The organism is Ideonella aquatica (assembly GCF_018069755.1).
GTDB lineage: Bacteria > Pseudomonadota > Gammaproteobacteria > Burkholderiales > Burkholderiaceae_C > Ideonella > Ideonella aquatica.
Genome location: NZ_JAGQDE010000014.1, coordinates 38,103 through 52,742 on the forward strand (window position 1 = coordinate 38,103; position 14,640 = coordinate 52,742).

General features: G+C 64.0%; 12 protein-coding genes. 5 read left to right on the forward strand and 7 right to left on the reverse strand.

Going from position 1 to position 14,640, the window contains the following annotated elements:
- Positions 1 to 7: 7 nt before the first annotated feature.
- The 4 genes from KAK06_RS15660 to KAK06_RS15675 are packed head-to-tail and all read right to left on the reverse strand — an operon-like array spanning position 8 to position 3,876.
- Complete coding sequence (locus KAK06_RS15660; protein ID WP_210803066.1) at positions 8 to 1,018, reverse strand: cupin-like domain-containing protein; 1,011 nt, start codon at positions 1,016 to 1,018, stop codon at positions 8 to 10.
- Between the two features lie 51 nt (positions 1,019 to 1,069).
- The gene (gene nagA / locus KAK06_RS15665) at positions 1,070 to 2,179 is read right to left on the reverse strand and encodes an N-acetylglucosamine-6-phosphate deacetylase (protein ID WP_210803067.1); all 1,110 of its coding nucleotides are present in this window, start codon (positions 2,177 to 2,179) and stop codon (positions 1,070 to 1,072) included.
- Between the two features lie 24 nt (positions 2,180 to 2,203).
- Positions 2,204 to 2,944: a GntR family transcriptional regulator gene (locus KAK06_RS15670; RefSeq protein ID WP_210803068.1), complete on the reverse strand. Its 741-nt coding sequence runs from the start codon at positions 2,942 to 2,944 to the stop codon at positions 2,204 to 2,206.
- Positions 2,941 to 3,876: a glucosamine kinase nucleotide-binding domain-containing protein gene (locus tag KAK06_RS15675; RefSeq protein ID WP_210803069.1), complete on the reverse strand. Its 936-nt coding sequence runs from the start codon at positions 3,874 to 3,876 to the stop codon at positions 2,941 to 2,943. Before KAK06_RS15675 ends, KAK06_RS15670 begins: the two co-directional genes overlap by 4 nt.
- 108 nt (positions 3,877 to 3,984) lie before the next feature.
- Between KAK06_RS15675 and KAK06_RS15680 the strand changes: the two genes are divergently transcribed.
- Both KAK06_RS15680 and KAK06_RS15690 read left to right on the forward strand, forming a co-directional pair.
- The gene (locus tag KAK06_RS15680) at positions 3,985 to 5,070 is read left to right on the forward strand and encodes a tetratricopeptide repeat protein (RefSeq protein ID WP_210803070.1); all 1,086 of its coding nucleotides are present in this window, start codon (positions 3,985 to 3,987) and stop codon (positions 5,068 to 5,070) included.
- A gap of 695 nt (positions 5,071 to 5,765) precedes the next feature.
- A complete protein-coding gene (locus KAK06_RS15690) occupies positions 5,766 to 6,494 on the forward strand; it encodes a UPF0149 family protein (protein ID WP_210803159.1) in 729 nt (242 codons plus the stop codon).
- A gap of 55 nt (positions 6,495 to 6,549) precedes the next feature.
- Here KAK06_RS15690 and KAK06_RS15695 read toward each other — a convergent pair whose 3' ends face one another.
- The 3 genes from KAK06_RS15695 to KAK06_RS15705 all read right to left on the reverse strand — a co-directional run bounded on the left by KAK06_RS15695 (position 6,550) and on the right by KAK06_RS15705 (position 11,220).
- Positions 6,550 to 9,141 (reverse strand): alpha/beta fold hydrolase, encoded by a 2,592-nt coding sequence (locus tag KAK06_RS15695; RefSeq protein ID WP_210803071.1) that lies wholly within the window; start codon positions 9,139 to 9,141, stop codon positions 6,550 to 6,552.
- Positions 9,142 to 9,146: 5 nt separating this feature from the next.
- Positions 9,147 to 10,487: a flavin-containing monooxygenase gene (locus KAK06_RS15700; RefSeq protein WP_210803072.1), complete on the reverse strand. Its 1,341-nt coding sequence runs from the start codon at positions 10,485 to 10,487 to the stop codon at positions 9,147 to 9,149.
- A gap of 115 nt (positions 10,488 to 10,602) precedes the next feature.
- Positions 10,603 to 11,220, reverse strand: a complete 618-nt coding sequence (locus KAK06_RS15705) for a carboxymuconolactone decarboxylase family protein (protein WP_210803073.1) — start codon at positions 11,218 to 11,220, stop codon at positions 10,603 to 10,605.
- 73 nt (positions 11,221 to 11,293) lie between these two features.
- Here KAK06_RS15705 and KAK06_RS15710 point away from each other — a divergent pair, with 73 nt between their 5' ends.
- From KAK06_RS15710 to KAK06_RS15720, 3 genes are all read left to right on the forward strand, one after another.
- Entirely contained in the window at positions 11,294 to 12,238 is a 945-nt protein-coding gene (locus KAK06_RS15710; RefSeq protein ID WP_210803074.1) for a GlxA family transcriptional regulator, read from the forward strand.
- Between the two features lie 80 nt (positions 12,239 to 12,318).
- Positions 12,319 to 13,257, forward strand: coding sequence for an alpha/beta hydrolase (locus tag KAK06_RS15715; protein WP_210803075.1), 939 nt, complete (start codon positions 12,319 to 12,321; stop codon positions 13,255 to 13,257).
- Positions 13,258 to 13,684: 427 nt separating this feature from the next.
- Positions 13,685 to 14,479, forward strand: a complete 795-nt coding sequence (locus tag KAK06_RS15720) for a phage integrase N-terminal domain-containing protein (RefSeq protein WP_210803076.1) — start codon at positions 13,685 to 13,687, stop codon at positions 14,477 to 14,479.
- Positions 14,480 to 14,640: the final 161 nt, after the last annotated feature.

Here is a 14,640-nt window from a genome sequence, read left to right on the forward strand (position 1 = left end):
GTCGCCATCAGTCGCGCAAGCGACGGATGATGTCCTCGCGATGGGCTCGCTCGGTGGGTGCATCGACGGTGCCGAGCAGACGGCGCTCGGTCTCGGGAATATGGGCCAGGTCCTGGTCCCGCGCACCGAAGACGTAATGCCCGAGCAGGGCGCGCCATCCTTCACGTTCAGATGCTGGCAGATGTCTGTAGGCCAGCATTGCCAGGCGCATCGCGGCCATGTGCAGATCGTCCTTGCGGCCCTGAGGCGCCGCCGGACGCCACCAGTAGTTCATCAGGATGTTGAGCTGTGGCGCCAGCGCCTGCACCTGGTGAAACCACAGCGGCGGAATGTAGACCGCATCACCCGGCGCCAATTCAGCGACCAAGGCCTGGTCAAGCGCTTCGCGCAGCAGTGGAAACTGGTCGAGGTTGGCGCTGTGCAACTCAGGCACCACGGACATTGGCGCACCTGTCGGCGCGTAATCGGGCGCAGCCAAATACAACAGTGGCGCGCACTGCGGCGGTAGCAGCGTGAAGCGCCGACTCCCAGCGGCCACGCAGGCCAGGTTGTGCGAGTCGTCGAAGTGCGCCGGCACCGTTGCACGGTTGCCTATCCAGATGCGAGCGGAGACTTCAGCATCAAGCAGCGGGCAGACGTGGGCACGCTCCAGGCCCGGCAGGGCCTCGGCCACCAGGGCGCTTTGCACGGCCAGACAGGGCGGATCCTCGAAATGGCTGTAGCGCCACAACTGCTCGAAGATGGCGGCGAGGTCGCGCTTCTCGTGTGCGAAGTTGAATCCATCCTGGCTCGCCCGATAGCTGAAACTGCGCTCGGGACTGGGCCGAGCGAGCAAGGCGTCGACGGTCTGGCCTGGGTTGGCGAAGGCGTCGAGATAGCGCAGTACGGCCTCCAGACCCGCATTGGCATGTTCAACCAGTGGCCAATGGGATACCAGCCCGCGAATCACCACCGGCTGGTAGGCGGGCACGACATCCTGTTCAAAACGAGCCCTGGACAGGCCGCTGACTTCGGTCATGGTCGGCATCGCGTCAGCCTCGCCTCGCGGGCAGGTGGAAGCCGTGGGGCCTCACGTTGCCAGATCAATGGCCACGCCTTCGACATAGACCCCCTGAAGGCTGAGTTCGCCATCGAGCACCACCATGTCTGCCCGCGCGCCCGGAACCAGACGCCCGCGGTCGCTCAGACCGAGATAGTCGGCAGCGATGGTCGACACCCGCATGCTGGCCTCCTGCACCGACAGTCCCAGTTTGACGAGATTGCGCAGCGCCTGGTCCATCGTCAATGCACTGCCGGCCAATGTGCCATCTGCCAGGCGCACGCCACCCTGGCACTTGTAGACCTCATGCCGCCCAAGGCGGTAGCGCCCGTCGGGCATGCCCGCACCGGCCGTGGAATCGCTGACACAGTACAGACAGGGGATTGCCCTCAGTGCAGCGCGGATCGCGCCTGGATGCACATGCAAGAGGTCGGGAATGATTTCGGCATGCCGGGCATGCGCCAGCGCCGCGCCCACCATGCCGGGGTCGCGGTGGTGCAGGCCGCTCATGGCGTTGAACAGATGTGTGAAGCCGCTGGCGCCTTGTTCGATCGCGGCCACGCCGTCCTCGTAGCGGCCATTGCTGTGGCCGATCTGCACGCGCAGACCCTCGGCACTCAACGCCGCGATCAGCGCCAGGTGGCCCGGCACTTCCGGCGCCAGCGTGACAAGCCGGATCGGTGCCAGCCGGCACAGCGACCGCACCTGCTGCAAGGTGCCCACCCAGGCATGGTCGGGTTGCGCACCCAGGCGTTGGGGATTGATGTAAGGGCCCTCAAGGTGGACGCCAGCGATGTTCGCCGCGCCGGGCACCGATTGGTTGCACCAGGGTGCCAGTGCCATGAGCGCCGCCTCGATCTCTTCGAGCGGCGCCGTCATCGTGGTCGCCAGCAGGGTGGTGGTGCCATGGCGCGCATGCGTTCGCGCAGTCGTCAAGACCGCCTCGCCCGCATCCATCACGTCGGCGCCGCCGCCGCCGTGGACATGGGCATCGATGAATCCAGGCAGGATCATCGTCTCGCCCCGTGCCTGCGTCTCAGGGACGGAACAGCCTTCGATGGCGACGATACGCCCGCCTTCGCAGTGCAGCGTGCCGCGCAAAAAGCCATCAGGCGTGAGGATGAAACCGTGCAGCTGCATCAAGAACAGGGCGATCCGCTGGACTCACTCGCGCCGCATCTCGGCCACGAAGTCGTAGTAATCGCTGCGGCAGTAGGAGTGCGTCAACTCCACAGCCTTGCCGCTGGCCACATAGCCCACCCGCGTGATGAACATCACCGCCGTCGACACCGGAACCTCGAGCAGCCCGGCCAGGCGTGCGTCGGCATTGAGCGCGCGAATGTGCTGCAGCGCCCGCACAGGGCTGTGGCCGCCCTGCGCGAGGTGGGTGTACAGGGAGGCCTCGACCTTCATGGGATCAGGCAGAACCGTGGCTGGCAGCACGCTGACCTCATAGGCCATCACGGTGCCGTCGGCGAGTCGCAAGCGTTCAAGTCGCGCCACGCGCTCACCGGGCTGTAGTTCGAGTGACAGCCGTTCGTCGGGGGCAGCAGCGGCAAAGCCACGATGAAGCCAGCGTGAGCCTGGAACGAATCCGCGCTGATGCAACTCTTCAGAAAAACTCGACAACCGGGTGACAGGTTGCTCGAGCCGCGGCGCGATGTAGTTGCCACTGCCACGCTTGCGAACGATCAAGCCTTGCTCGACCAGGCGTTCAATCGCTTTGCGCGCCGTCACGCGTGAGACCGACAGCGCGTCGGCCAGCACCCGCTCCGAAGGCAGCGCCTCGTCGGACTTGTAATGACCATCGGCGATCGCCTGCGCCAGCGCACGCGCCAGCTGCAAGTACAGCGGGGAGGCTGCATCGCTGTCCAGGGTGAACGCAAAGGGCAGTGGGGTGCTCATTCAAAGATGGGCAAATTGGCCGCGCGGCGCGCCAGTTCCACCGCGCCCCAGGTGGCATCGGCCCGCGGCAGCACGCGGCGTGCCAACAAGTGTGCACGCATTCGCGGCGCCAATTGCAACGCCACGCTGCCGGACAAGCACAGCGGCAACTGGCCGGAGGGGTCGGCCGCATCGGCCAGGGCCTCGAGCGCGCGCGCAGCGGCGTCGAGAATGCCGCGTGCAACGGGATCCTCTGCCTCGCAGTCGAACAACACAGGCGCCAGCGCGGCGAACTCGGTTTGCCTCGCCGCTGCGCACCATTGCTTGAAGGTCTCTGTGCCGCCGCCGATCGATTCAAGCAACGCACGTGTCATCGGCCCGCTGGATCCGCGGCCGTCAAGCGCATGCTGTACTTGTCGAACCCCTTGTTTTCCCAACCAGGCGCCGCTGCCTTCGTCACCCACGACCCAGCCCCAACCGCCCACCGAGGCTCGCGTTCCATGGCTGCGCAGCACCTCGCACACCGATCCCGTGCCGCCGATCAACACCGCGCCGGGGCCGCCGCCATGCGCGCCCAGCACCGCAGCGAAGCTGTCGGTGTCTACGGCCAGCAGGGCACAGTCCGGCGCGGCTTCGATGAGCTGCTCAGCAAGGTCGCGCACGTTGGCGCCAGACACGCCGAACCCGATGGCACATTGCCGCCAGCTCAAACCTTCCAGTCCAGCCCTCTCGGCTGCACGGGCGAAGGCAAGATCGACTTGCTCCCAAGCTTGATGGATGCCCTGACCGAGTGCCGACGGGCCGGCCGTCGCTTCCGACAGCAACTCGCCCTTCACGCTGCACAGGCGCAGTCGGGTTGTCGTGCCCCCACCATCAATGCCTACCAGCCAGCGCAGGTCTGCGCCCGGGCCGCGCCGGTTCACATGCAGGGGCAAAATATCAGCGTCAGCCATTGAGATACCACTTTAATACCAAGATGCTGGGGCGTCAATTGGTATTAAGTTGGCCTTACATTTCTGGAATTCAGTGAGTGGCTGGCGTACATGCCAGCGCATCAGACCGTGACCCCACACGAACAGGACCTTGAAGCGAGCTTGCGTGGCTTGACCGCCGCCAGTGAGGCTGTCGACAACGACATTCTTCTGCGGGAGCTCGACACCCAGGAGGCTCGACTTCGTGCAGCGGGTGACCGGCTCGGTGCAATTGACGTCCTGTGCCGGCGCTTCACGCTGCTCGAGCCGCGTGGCCGCGCCCTTGAGCTAGAGGGCGCGCTGCGCAGAGCTGCCAACGAGGCGCAAGCCGCTGGCGCCGCCGCGCAGGGCGCACGTGCTGCCGAGGCGCTGGGGCGCGCGGCCTACCAGCAGGGCAACTACCTCGAAGCCACAGAGCAATGGTTGCGCGCTCTGGAGCTGGCAGATGCTGCGGCCGAGGCCCGCGTGGCTGTCTCAGCGCGCGTGGGGTTGGGCCAGTTGCACTACGCAATGGGCGACTGGAACAACGGGCTGCGCTACCACCGCGACGCGCTGGCGCGCCTGGCGCCCTTGCAGGACGAATACCTGGCCGCCAAGGTGGCACTGAACATCGGCGTGGGTCATTTCGAGACCAACCAATTAGAGGACGCCGAGAGACACTTCAGCCACGGTTTGGCTGCGGCTCGGCGCGGCGGACATCGGGACTTCGAAGCTGAAGCCCATTGGCATCTGGCCCGAGCCGCGCTTGCCCGTGGGCAACTGCAATTGGCCATTGCCGACTGCCGCCTTGCGTTGGGTCTGGCCGCTCATATCGAGCACAGCTGGCTGGAAGCGGCCGCCAGCCGCACCTGGACCGAGATCGCACTGGCCCGGGGCGACGAAGCGGCGGCGATCCGTAGCACGGAGCATGGCCTCGCCTTGGCCGAGCGCATTCGATCCAAGCCGCAGCAAAGCCAGGCCCATGAGCAACTGGCGCGACTGCTGGAACGCCAAGGTGACTTTCGCGGTGCACTGGCGCACCTCTGGAAGCATGTGGCCCTGCGAACAGAACTTGACCGCGAAACACTGCCGGCGCGCGTGGGTTTGTTCAGGACTGCAGAGGAGCCCGGCTCGGGCACCTCGGCATCATCAGACGGCCCGGGACCATTGCCCTTCATGAGCCCAAGTTCGCGCTGACTCAGCCCAACCCAGTCCGTGCATCCCTGGCGTTGGCAGTCTCGGTGCTGCGCTGACCCTAAATCGTCGGCCCTGCAAAACTCATGTCACCGCCAGCGGCCTGAGGTGACGCCGCCCAACCCGAGCGGCGGCGGCTGAAGCCCAGCATGCAGCGCCTGCGCCAGCAGGCTCAGCACACCGCGCAGCTGATGGTGCGTATTCCAAGCCATCCCAGACGCCATTCCGCTGTGATGGCGGACAGCATTCCACGGTGATGGACCACGGCGCTGCTGGACTGCCTGACGCACCACCGCCACATCTTGGAGACCGACAACGAGTCCATCGGCTTCAGCCGCAGCACGGCCGAATCCAAGAAGCGCATCAAGGCGTGCGAGCAGACGCAAAACAGCCCAGTCAGCGGCTGAGACCGACCCGTTCTGATCGGGCGCCGCGCGGGTGGGCTCAAGCCTGCCATCCTGTCGATCTAGGAGGCTGTCGGACTTGGGGCGCCGAGAGCGAGAATCGGCCCCAGCGAGGACAGTTTTTGCCGGATTTGCAGCCCCATAGCCCAGCTATGGGGCAAAAAGCCGGTGAAAAAGCCGCCGCTGCGGCCGATTTGCAGCCGGCGACACCCAAGTCCGACAGCCTCCTAGAGGCATCGCCGGACATACGCCCCAGGAACGCGCATCGACGAGATCAACCAGGACCGTGAATTGATGATACCGATCACCCCCCAAGGCTTCCCCCCGCTCTCCGACGAGGAGATTGATGAACTCGAAGCCTTCCTGATGGAAGACCGCGACGGGGCCGAGGCGATGATGTTCGACACGATGGACGGCTACATGCACGCCGTGGCCATCGGGCCCACGACACTGAAGCCCCAGCAGTGGCTGCCGCCGATCTGGGGACATACGCAGGTTCAGGGAATGGTGCCGGCTGCACAGAGCATCGAGCAGATCGACCGGATCCTGGAGCTGGTGATGCGCCACTTCAACAGCATCATCGCCGCCCTGGAGGATGAGCAGCCTGACATCTACCCCCATTGGTCCGTGAGGGAGTTCGAGGGTCAAGAGTTCGATGACGCCGAGGGTTGGGCCTGGGGCTTCGTACAGGGCGTGGACCTCTGCCGTGCCGACTGGCAACCCCTGCTGGAGACGGATCAGGGCCGAGCCTGGTACCGGCCGATCGGACTATTGGGAGAGGACGACTTCGGGCCCGAACAGGACGCGCTCACGCGCACGCCGGCACAGAGGGCTGAACTGGCCTTGCAGATCCCCGAAGCCGTCCTGGGCATGCACGCCCACTGGCTACCCCTGCGCCTGGCCATTCACGAACGAGCGGTGGCCCGGACGCTGCAGACGAAGGTGGGCCGAAACGAGCCCTGCCCTTGCGGCAGCGGCAAGAAGTTCAAGAAGTGCTGCGGAGCGCCTGCCGACTTGCACTGAGTTTGAAGATGGCACAGCAGGTTTCGGATAGATAGCACAGTGAATGTTGCTTGTCTCATGCGGTTTTGTAGTGCTCAGAATACGCTTGGCGAAGTTGCATCTTCACGACTTTTCCCGTCGCACCCACTGGCAGCTGCGCAGACATCACGACGTCCGGGACCTGCCAGGAGGGCAGCTTCTCTTCAAACAGCCGCCGGATTTCCGCCGTGGTGATGGCACCACTGCCGGAAGAGACACAAACAACCAGCGGGCGCTCTCCCCACCGCGGGTGCGGGACGGCAATTGCAGCCGCCTCCACCACACCAGGGTGCTGCAGAGCAATCGCTTCGAGCTGGATAGAACTGATCCACTCTCCACCGGACTTGATCAAGTCCTTGTCCCGGTCCGTGATGACCATCACGGCGTCCGAGCCAAGGGTGGCAATGTCCCCCGTGTCGAACCAACCGTCGGTCGTCGTGATCTTGTCGCCGCGAAAGTAGCTGTCGACCACCCAATGACCAGAAATCATCAGATGGCCTGCAGACTTGCCATCATGAGGAAGAACATGTCCCTCCGGATTGACCAGCTTCAGTCGTACCCCGAACGGCGCGCGCCCCTGGCACCTCAGGCGGGCAGCGGCCTCTTCCGGCGACAACGTGGCAGCCTCTGCCGCCGTCAGTGAACTGATGGTGCCCAGAGGAGAAGTCTCGGTCATGCCCCAGCCATGAATGACCTCTACGCGATGCCGTTCCCGAAAAGCTCTCACCATGGGTTGTGTCACCGCAGAACCACCGATGATGGTCCGCCGCATGGTGGAGAACGTGCCGTCCGTACCGTCCAAATACGCGAGCAGCGATTGCCAGATGGTGGGCACGCCTGCGGACAGGGTTGTCCCGGTTTTCTCGAACAGGTCGTGCAACGCCTCTCCTCCCAGATTGGATCCGGGTAATGCCAGTGAGGCACCGGCAATGGCAGCGGCAAAGGGTATCGACCAGGCGTTGACATGGAACATGGGCACCACAGGTGCGACCGTATCGGACCGAGTCAATCCGAGAGCGTCCGGGCCGATGGCCGTCATCGACTCGAGCACCAGTGCGCGGTGAGAGTAGAGAACACCTTTCGGATATCCGGTGGTACCGGAGGTGTAGCACAGAGCAGCCGCAGAGTTTTCGTCAAGTTGGGGCCAGCTTGACAGTGGCGCAGCGCCCGAAATGAGTTCGTCATAGGCCTGATCTCGCCATTCAAGACCGACGGGCGCGCGGGACAACTGAATCCAGTGCCGAACCTTCGGGCACAGCGGCCTCAAGGTGTCAACGAGTCCAGCGAACGTACCGTCATAGAAAAGTACTTCGTCTTCGGCCTGGTGGATCATGAAGCGCAGGTGATCCAGGGACAGACGCGGGTTGATGGTGTGCAGAACAGCCCCGATTCCCGTGACGCCATAGTAGAGCTCCAGATGGCGGTGCGTGTTCCACGCAATCGATCCAATCCGGTCGCCTTCATCAACGCCAAAGGCTTTCAGCACTGACGCAATGCACCTGGCGCGCCTGGCCGTATCTCCCCAGGCTTGCCGCACGATCACGCCAAGTTCAGCCACGCGCGCTGGCGCCTCTCGCGACCAAATGGGCGTGTGATGGTGGCCCTCTTCCGCATGAGTCAACAGTGACGACAAAATCAGAGGGTGGTGCTGCATGCCGCCGATCATCTTGGCCTTTCGAGGTGGGTCCACCGCTTCGTCTGCGGTCGGTAGCGTCAGGGAGTTGATGTGATCAGCGCCCGCAGACTGGACGTCTGGCGCTGAAGGCGTCGCGGGTACAGGCAGCTTGGCGCCCTCGTTGAGAACCTGAACCGAGAGCCAGTGCTCGATCAGTGTGGCTGCATCCGACCACCGATCGTCCACCATGAACATGTGCGAGGCCAATGGCAGCACACGTGACTCGACGCCATAGAAGCTGGCCGTTTCCTCGTTGTTTGCGATGCTGATCAATTGGTCAAACTCGGCGCCCAATACGGCGACGGGGACCAAGTTCGGGGACCGCTTTCCTCGCATCGGCAAAAGAAGCATGTCCAGAAAGGCACGAAAGCTCTCCGACTTCAGGCGCTGCAGAAGATGATCTTTGTCAGTGCGGCTTTCATCCCGGGAAAACAACAGGCCCCGGGCTGTTGCGTGATCGGCTACGGCACCGTACAGGTCCAGCGTTGCAACCGTACGCAAAAATGCCAAGGGACGTTCAGCAATGACTCGCCGCAATGCATGCCACGCCCCGGAAGGCGGAACCGAGGCCAGGAGCGCCAGCGCCCGAGCGCCATGACGCGCTGCGTATTTCTGCGCCACAAAGCCACCCATCGAGTGCCCGATGATGACCGGGCGGGTCAGACCCTGCGCTGCGACCGAGACGTCATCCACGTAGTCCTGAATAGATGACCAGCGTATCCGTCCCTTTGACTCGCCGTGCCCGCGTAGGGATACTGCCCTGGCCCTGAAGCCGCGCTCTGCAAACCAGGGCAGAAAGAAGGACTCCCAATACCAACTCGAAGACCAGGCCCCATGGACAAAAAGAAGATCCGCACGCTGGATCGCGTTGCTGCACTCATACGTGGACACGTGCAGCGCGCCAGCCGCCCCACTGCGGAATTCTTCAGTCCGCATGATCGAGACTGCTGACATCGCCGCTACTCGGTCGCGAAGCTGGGCAGACCCGAAGAGGCCCGCTCCTTCCTTCCTGGCAGGGACCGGGCGAGGTCCGCCCTCAAGCGATGGCGGAAGGCAAAGTCGTTCACCGTAATGGTGTGCCGATGTGAATTGACCTGGCGAACATCTGGATTTGCAAGTTCGTGATCGATGAGTTCGTCAAGGTCTTTTGCGGGTTCCCACAGGCCCGCAAGATGCCGAGCTGCAAGCTTCGCCTGCAACTCCGCCCCGGGCCAGATGCAACCCAGTGGCTGAAAAAGTCCGATGAAATAGAGGTTCTTCAAGTGAGAGGGCAACATGCGCTGATACAGACGCACCGACGTCTGAGACAGATCGATGAGTGACCGATCGAGAAAAGGATGGGTGATGTGGAATCCGGTGCAGGCCACCACACAGTCGAATTCCTGCGCGGTACCGTCGGCAAAATGAACCGTTCGCCCATCGAAGCGCGCAACATCGCCCTTGGGCAGCACCTTCCCGTGCCGGATCGCGAGGTACAGATCTGAATTCAGCGTCGGATGCGTCGCCAGAATTTCATGATCCGGCTCCGGAAGACCGATGTCCCGATTCCGTCCCTGCAACAGGTTGATGGTCAGCTTCATGCCGCGAATCTGCGCCCACTTGGGCAGATGTCGGAAGCGATAGAAGAATTTGTCCACGGGCATTCCGAAGACAAACTTTGGAATGAGGTAGTAGCCCCTTCGCCAGCTGATCACCGTCTTGCTTGAGACACGCGCAGTCTCGACCGCCACGTCGCATGCGGAGTTTCCACCTCCGATCACCAGAACGCGCTTGCCAGCAAAGCCGGCCGCCCGCTTGTAGTCGTGGGAGTGGATGTACTCCCCCGAGAACTCGCCTGGATACTCGGGCCATCGAGGTGTGTGGTGGTGACCGCTGGCCACGCACAGGGCGTCGAACACCTTGCTCTCGGTTGAGCCTTCATCCGTCTGCCACGTCAGTCGCCAGCGATGCCCTTCAACCGGTTCCGCCCGGCTCACGGTGGTCCGAAACCGGATGTGCGGGCGAAGCCCGAACTCGGTGGCATAAGCCCGGAAATATCGCAGCAGCTGAACGTGCGATGGGTAGTCGGGTGAGTCCTTGGGAAGCGGAAAGTCCTCGTACTCGGATGTGTACTTGGAACTGATGATGTGCGTTGTCTCGAAAACGCTGGAGTGGCCTGTACTGTCGTTGAACTGCCAGTTTCCGCCCACGTCCTCGCACCGGTCAAAGCCGGTGACGTCAAAGCCCTGATCCATCAGGTTCTTGATGGTGGGCAGACCGGCCGGCCCCGCACCAATCACAGCGACAGTCTTATTCCGCAATTCAGTCTCCTCACGAGAGCCAGGACGTGTTCAGATCGAGAAGTAACCGGAGCGAGACGGTTGAATCTGGCGCGCTGCATTGCAGGCATCGGACTCAACCCCCGCTGGCGGCGGGCTACTCACGACGCGGCTTGAAAAACTCGACGATCCGCTGCGTCGCCTTGAACGCCGTGAATTCGCGGACCTTGAAGACGCCGTCCAGCGGCGTGTCGAACAGATGGTTGGTGTAGTTCGAGAGCGTCTTGATGCCGATGGCCAGCACGATGCCCAGCAGGTGCTTCTCCTCATAGCCGGCGTTGAGCAGCTTCTGCACCGTGGCCGGGTCGGGCCGCCCGCGCGACAAGAGCACCTGGCGTGTGACGTCGACCAGCACGCGCAGCTTGGCATCCGGGATGTCCTCTCCATTCCGAATCGCATCGGTCACTGCGCGCGGCACGCGGGACAGGGTATCGGCCACCAGGCTGTGAGCAGCCACGCAGTAGTCACAGGCGTTTTCGTAGCTGATGACGAGGAAGATGACTTCGAGTTCAGCGGGGGTGAACCCCGCCTCCTTGCGCAGGGCCTCGTAGCCGTACAGGTACGTATCGAGCAGCGCGGGGCTGTGTGCCATTGCTCGATACATGTTGGGCAGCATGCCTTGCGTGGCCTTTCGGCCGCGGGCGAGAAGCTCGGCCTGGCGTGGCGACTGATCAGCGGTCTCGAGCAGTGGAAGGGTGACGAGTGGTGTGTTCATGAGCGAATCCTAGACCTCGGTACGTGGCTGCAACAGTGGCGGTTTGGACACTTTTTTTGTATATTTCGCCATCATGCTCTCGATCGCCATCATCGATCTCGAAGGCCAGTTCAACGCCCCGGTCGCCGTGACGCTGGACGCCTTGCAGATCGTGGCGTCCCTGGCCGGCCGCCCCATGGCCGACGTGGCCTACATCGGCGGCCAACGCGGCTTTGCCAAGGCCACGCGCATGCCATGGTCGGCCTTGGTCGAACCTTGGGATGTGGTCATCGTTCCCGGCCTCGGCCTGTCCCATGCGTTGGACCCCGTCACAGCCTTGTCCACGACGAAGGGCCAAACTCTCGTCCATGCCTTGCAGGCGCAGCATGACAGCGGTGCGTTGCTGGCAACGTCCTGCACGGCGAGCTTTGCCCTGGCTGAAGCCGGTGTGCTGGACGGGCGCCTGGCCACCACCAGCTGGTGGCTGGCCGCGGAATTCCGCCACCGTTACCCGCGGGTCCAGCTGCGTGAAGGTGCGCTGACGACCGAGGACGGGAAGGTGCTGTGCGCCGGGGGCACGCTGGCGCATGTGGACCTGATGCTGGTTCTGATCGCCAAGCAGTTCGGTGCAGAGCTCGCCACTCAAGTGGCCCGGTATCTGGTGAGCCCCTGGAGGGCGCCGCAATCAGCGGTTGCCGAAATCGGCCAGACCCGCGTGACGGACCCATTGGTGGCGCGGGCGATAACACACATCAAGGCAAATCTTGATCGCGCCGTTTCGGTCGAAGAGCTCGCGGACACCCTGGCGACGAGCCCGCGCACGCTTCATCGCCATGCGCAGGCCAGCCTGGGCTTGTCGGTGGTCGGGCTGATGCGCCGCGTGCGCGGAGAAGAAGCCATGCGCATGCTTCGCGAAACCGACCTGCCCTTGTCACGCATTGCCGAGCAGGTGGGCTACACCGACACATCCACGCTGCGAACACTCGTGCTCAAGCTCAGCGGTCAGACTCCCGCCGCACTGCGACGAAGGGGGAAGTGAAATGCAGCCCACCGCAGCACCAACACACCGGCATGAGCTCCGCGGGGATACTTGAGCGGCCCAGTCGACCCGCAAGCCCCTTGGAAACCTACGCTGACTCGCCCTCGTGGCACCGCTACCGGCAACTGCTGCTCGATGCCTTCGGCATCTCCATCCGGCGCACTCCTGTCGAGCGATGGAGGACCGTCCGTGGACATCAATTGCATCTCGACGAATGGAGCCCGGAGGGTCGAGCGACGGGTACGCTGATCCTCGTCCACGGCGGTGGCGGCAACGGGCGCATCCTCGCTCCCCTGGCAGATTTCGCAGCCGGCATTGGCTGGCGCGCGGTCGCCCCAGACCTGCCCGGCTATGGGCTCACCCGCCCGGGTGCAGACTTCCACTGGGACTACGGTGAGTGGCCTGCGGTCGTCGCCGCCTTGGCAGACGATGTCCAGGGCTCCGTCGTCCTGATGGGACTGTCCGTCGGCGGGATGACCGCGGCACTCGCAGCCCAGGCAGCCAGAGGGGTACAGGGCGTCATCGCCACCACCTTGCTCGACATGAGCGATCCAGCCACCTTCGTGCGGGCTGCGAAGTGGCCTTGGCTGGGCAAGGCGTCTTTGCTGGGTTTTCGATGGATGCCTTCGACCATTGACCGGCTGCGGCTTCCGCTGCGCCTGCTGGCGCCCCTGGACCGGATGTCCGGCCATCCGGCGATGACCGAGTACTTCGAGAATGACCCGCTCATCGGCCGCCTGCGGGTCCCGAGCCGCTTCTTCCGAACGATGCACACCCTGCAGATGCCGCACCTGGAGCCTCGATGCCCCTTGCTGCTGGTGCATCCCGGTGCCGACAACTGGACGCCGACGACGATGAGTCGGCCTGCGTTCGATCGTGTTCTGGGAGACAAGCGTCTGCGAGAACTGTCGAACGGTTCGCACCTGCCCGCTGAACTGCCGGCGCGCCTCGAACTTGAGCAGGAGGTGACGAAATTCCTGCGAGCGGTGGAGCTCAAAGACGCCGCTGGAGCGCGGTAGTACTCAAACGCCCGGCCGCACTCAAACGCCCACAGTGCCGGCAATCCCGCGGAGACGCTGGGCTTGGCCGCGCAAAGGCCGACGTGTACGCTGGCTCATGGGATGTTGCCGGCCGTGCAAAGCCCGTCGACCTGCGCACCGCCCTGCGGTGCATCCCTTGAGCCCAGGGCATGGGCTCGAACCGACGAACCGACTTGCCGCAGCAAGCGCCGTCGGGGCCAACGCCGCGCGTCGCGGCGGCCAGCAGCAAGACCTCGGCACAAGACGGCAGTGGTGTCCCGTGTCCCTCGTGGTTCCCGTTGCGCTCAGTCGCTCGGGACGGACAGAAACACTTACCAGACCGACTTCACACCAGCGACAACGAACCCGACCGCCCCCCCAGGGGCAACCGACCGACCTGACAACGGAGAACGCCAGCAGCAACCGGATGCGCGACCTGAACTACCAGCTCAAGCAGCTCTGCCATCGCAACCGCGACGGCAGCTTCGCCACCCAGCGCGACCGCGAACGTGTGCTCGACCTCGTGGCCAACCAGCTCCAAGAGGCGGGCTTTCGGCATCTGGGCGCCACCAGCCTGAAGCCCGAGCACGTGGACGGCCTGGTGGCGCGCTGGCAGGCCGAGGGTCTGGCCATCGGCACCATCAAGAACCGCAGGGCCGAACTGCGCTGGTGGGCCGAGAAAATCGGCAAGAGCAACGTCATCGCCCGCGACAACCACCACTACGGCATCGGCAACCGGCAGCACGTCACCAACGTCAGCAAGGCACGGGAACTCCAGTTCAGCGAGCTCTCACGGATGAACGACCAGTATTCGGCCATGTCGATGCGGCTGCAGGCCGCCTTCGGACTGCGGCGCGAGGAATCCATCAAGATCCGGCCGGAATGGGCCGAGCGGGGCAACATCCTCGCTCTGAAGGACACCTGGACCAAGGGCGGCCGAACGCGCGAGGTGCCCGTCTGCAATGCGGAGCAGCGGCAGCTGCTCGACGAGGCGAAGGCTCTGGCCGGCAGGGGCAGCCTCATCCCGGCGGACAAGACCTACGCCGAGCAGCTGCGCCGCTTCGAGCACCAGTGTGCTTCGGCCGGTATCCACCGGGTGCACGGCTTCCGGCATCAGTATGCTCAGGTGCGGTATCGGGAGTTGACGGGCTGGGCAGCGCCGGCAGCCGGCCAATGCTGCGAACTTAAGCCCGATCACCCCTTGAAGGCAAAGCGCGGATGAGTCTTGCGATGGTGCTCGGGACGTGGACAGGATCGCCCCGGGGCGATAGCGCTGGGCGTGCTGCACGAGCATGTTGAAGACGTTGCCGATGGCGCCGAGCACATCACCGACGGCCAGCAGGATGCGCGGCAATGCACGCTGCAAGAGTTGGGCGGCATAGC

Coding starts and splice junctions, on each gene's coding strand:
- KAK06_RS15695 (WP_210803071.1), bottom strand. CDS start 9,141: ATGTCAGCAGTCTCGATCATGCGGACTGAAGAATTCCGCAGTGGGGCG.
- KAK06_RS15675 (WP_210803069.1), bottom strand. CDS start 3,876: ATGGCTGACGCTGATATTTTGCCCCTGCATGTGAACCGGCGCGGCCCG.
- nagA (WP_210803067.1), bottom strand. CDS start 2,179: ATGCAGCTGCACGGTTTCATCCTCACGCCTGATGGCTTTTTGCGCGGC.
- KAK06_RS15705 (WP_210803073.1), bottom strand. CDS start 11,220: ATGAACACACCACTCGTCACCCTTCCACTGCTCGAGACCGCTGATCAG.
- KAK06_RS15710 (WP_210803074.1), top strand. CDS start 11,294: ATGCTCTCGATCGCCATCATCGATCTCGAAGGCCAGTTCAACGCCCCG.
- KAK06_RS15690 (WP_210803159.1), top strand. CDS start 5,766: ATGATACCGATCACCCCCCAAGGCTTCCCCCCGCTCTCCGACGAGGAG.
- KAK06_RS15660 (WP_210803066.1), bottom strand. CDS start 1,018: ATGACCGAAGTCAGCGGCCTGTCCAGGGCTCGTTTTGAACAGGATGTC.
- KAK06_RS15720 (WP_210803076.1), top strand. CDS start 13,685: ATGCGCGACCTGAACTACCAGCTCAAGCAGCTCTGCCATCGCAACCGC.
- KAK06_RS15670 (WP_210803068.1), bottom strand. CDS start 2,944: ATGAGCACCCCACTGCCCTTTGCGTTCACCCTGGACAGCGATGCAGCC.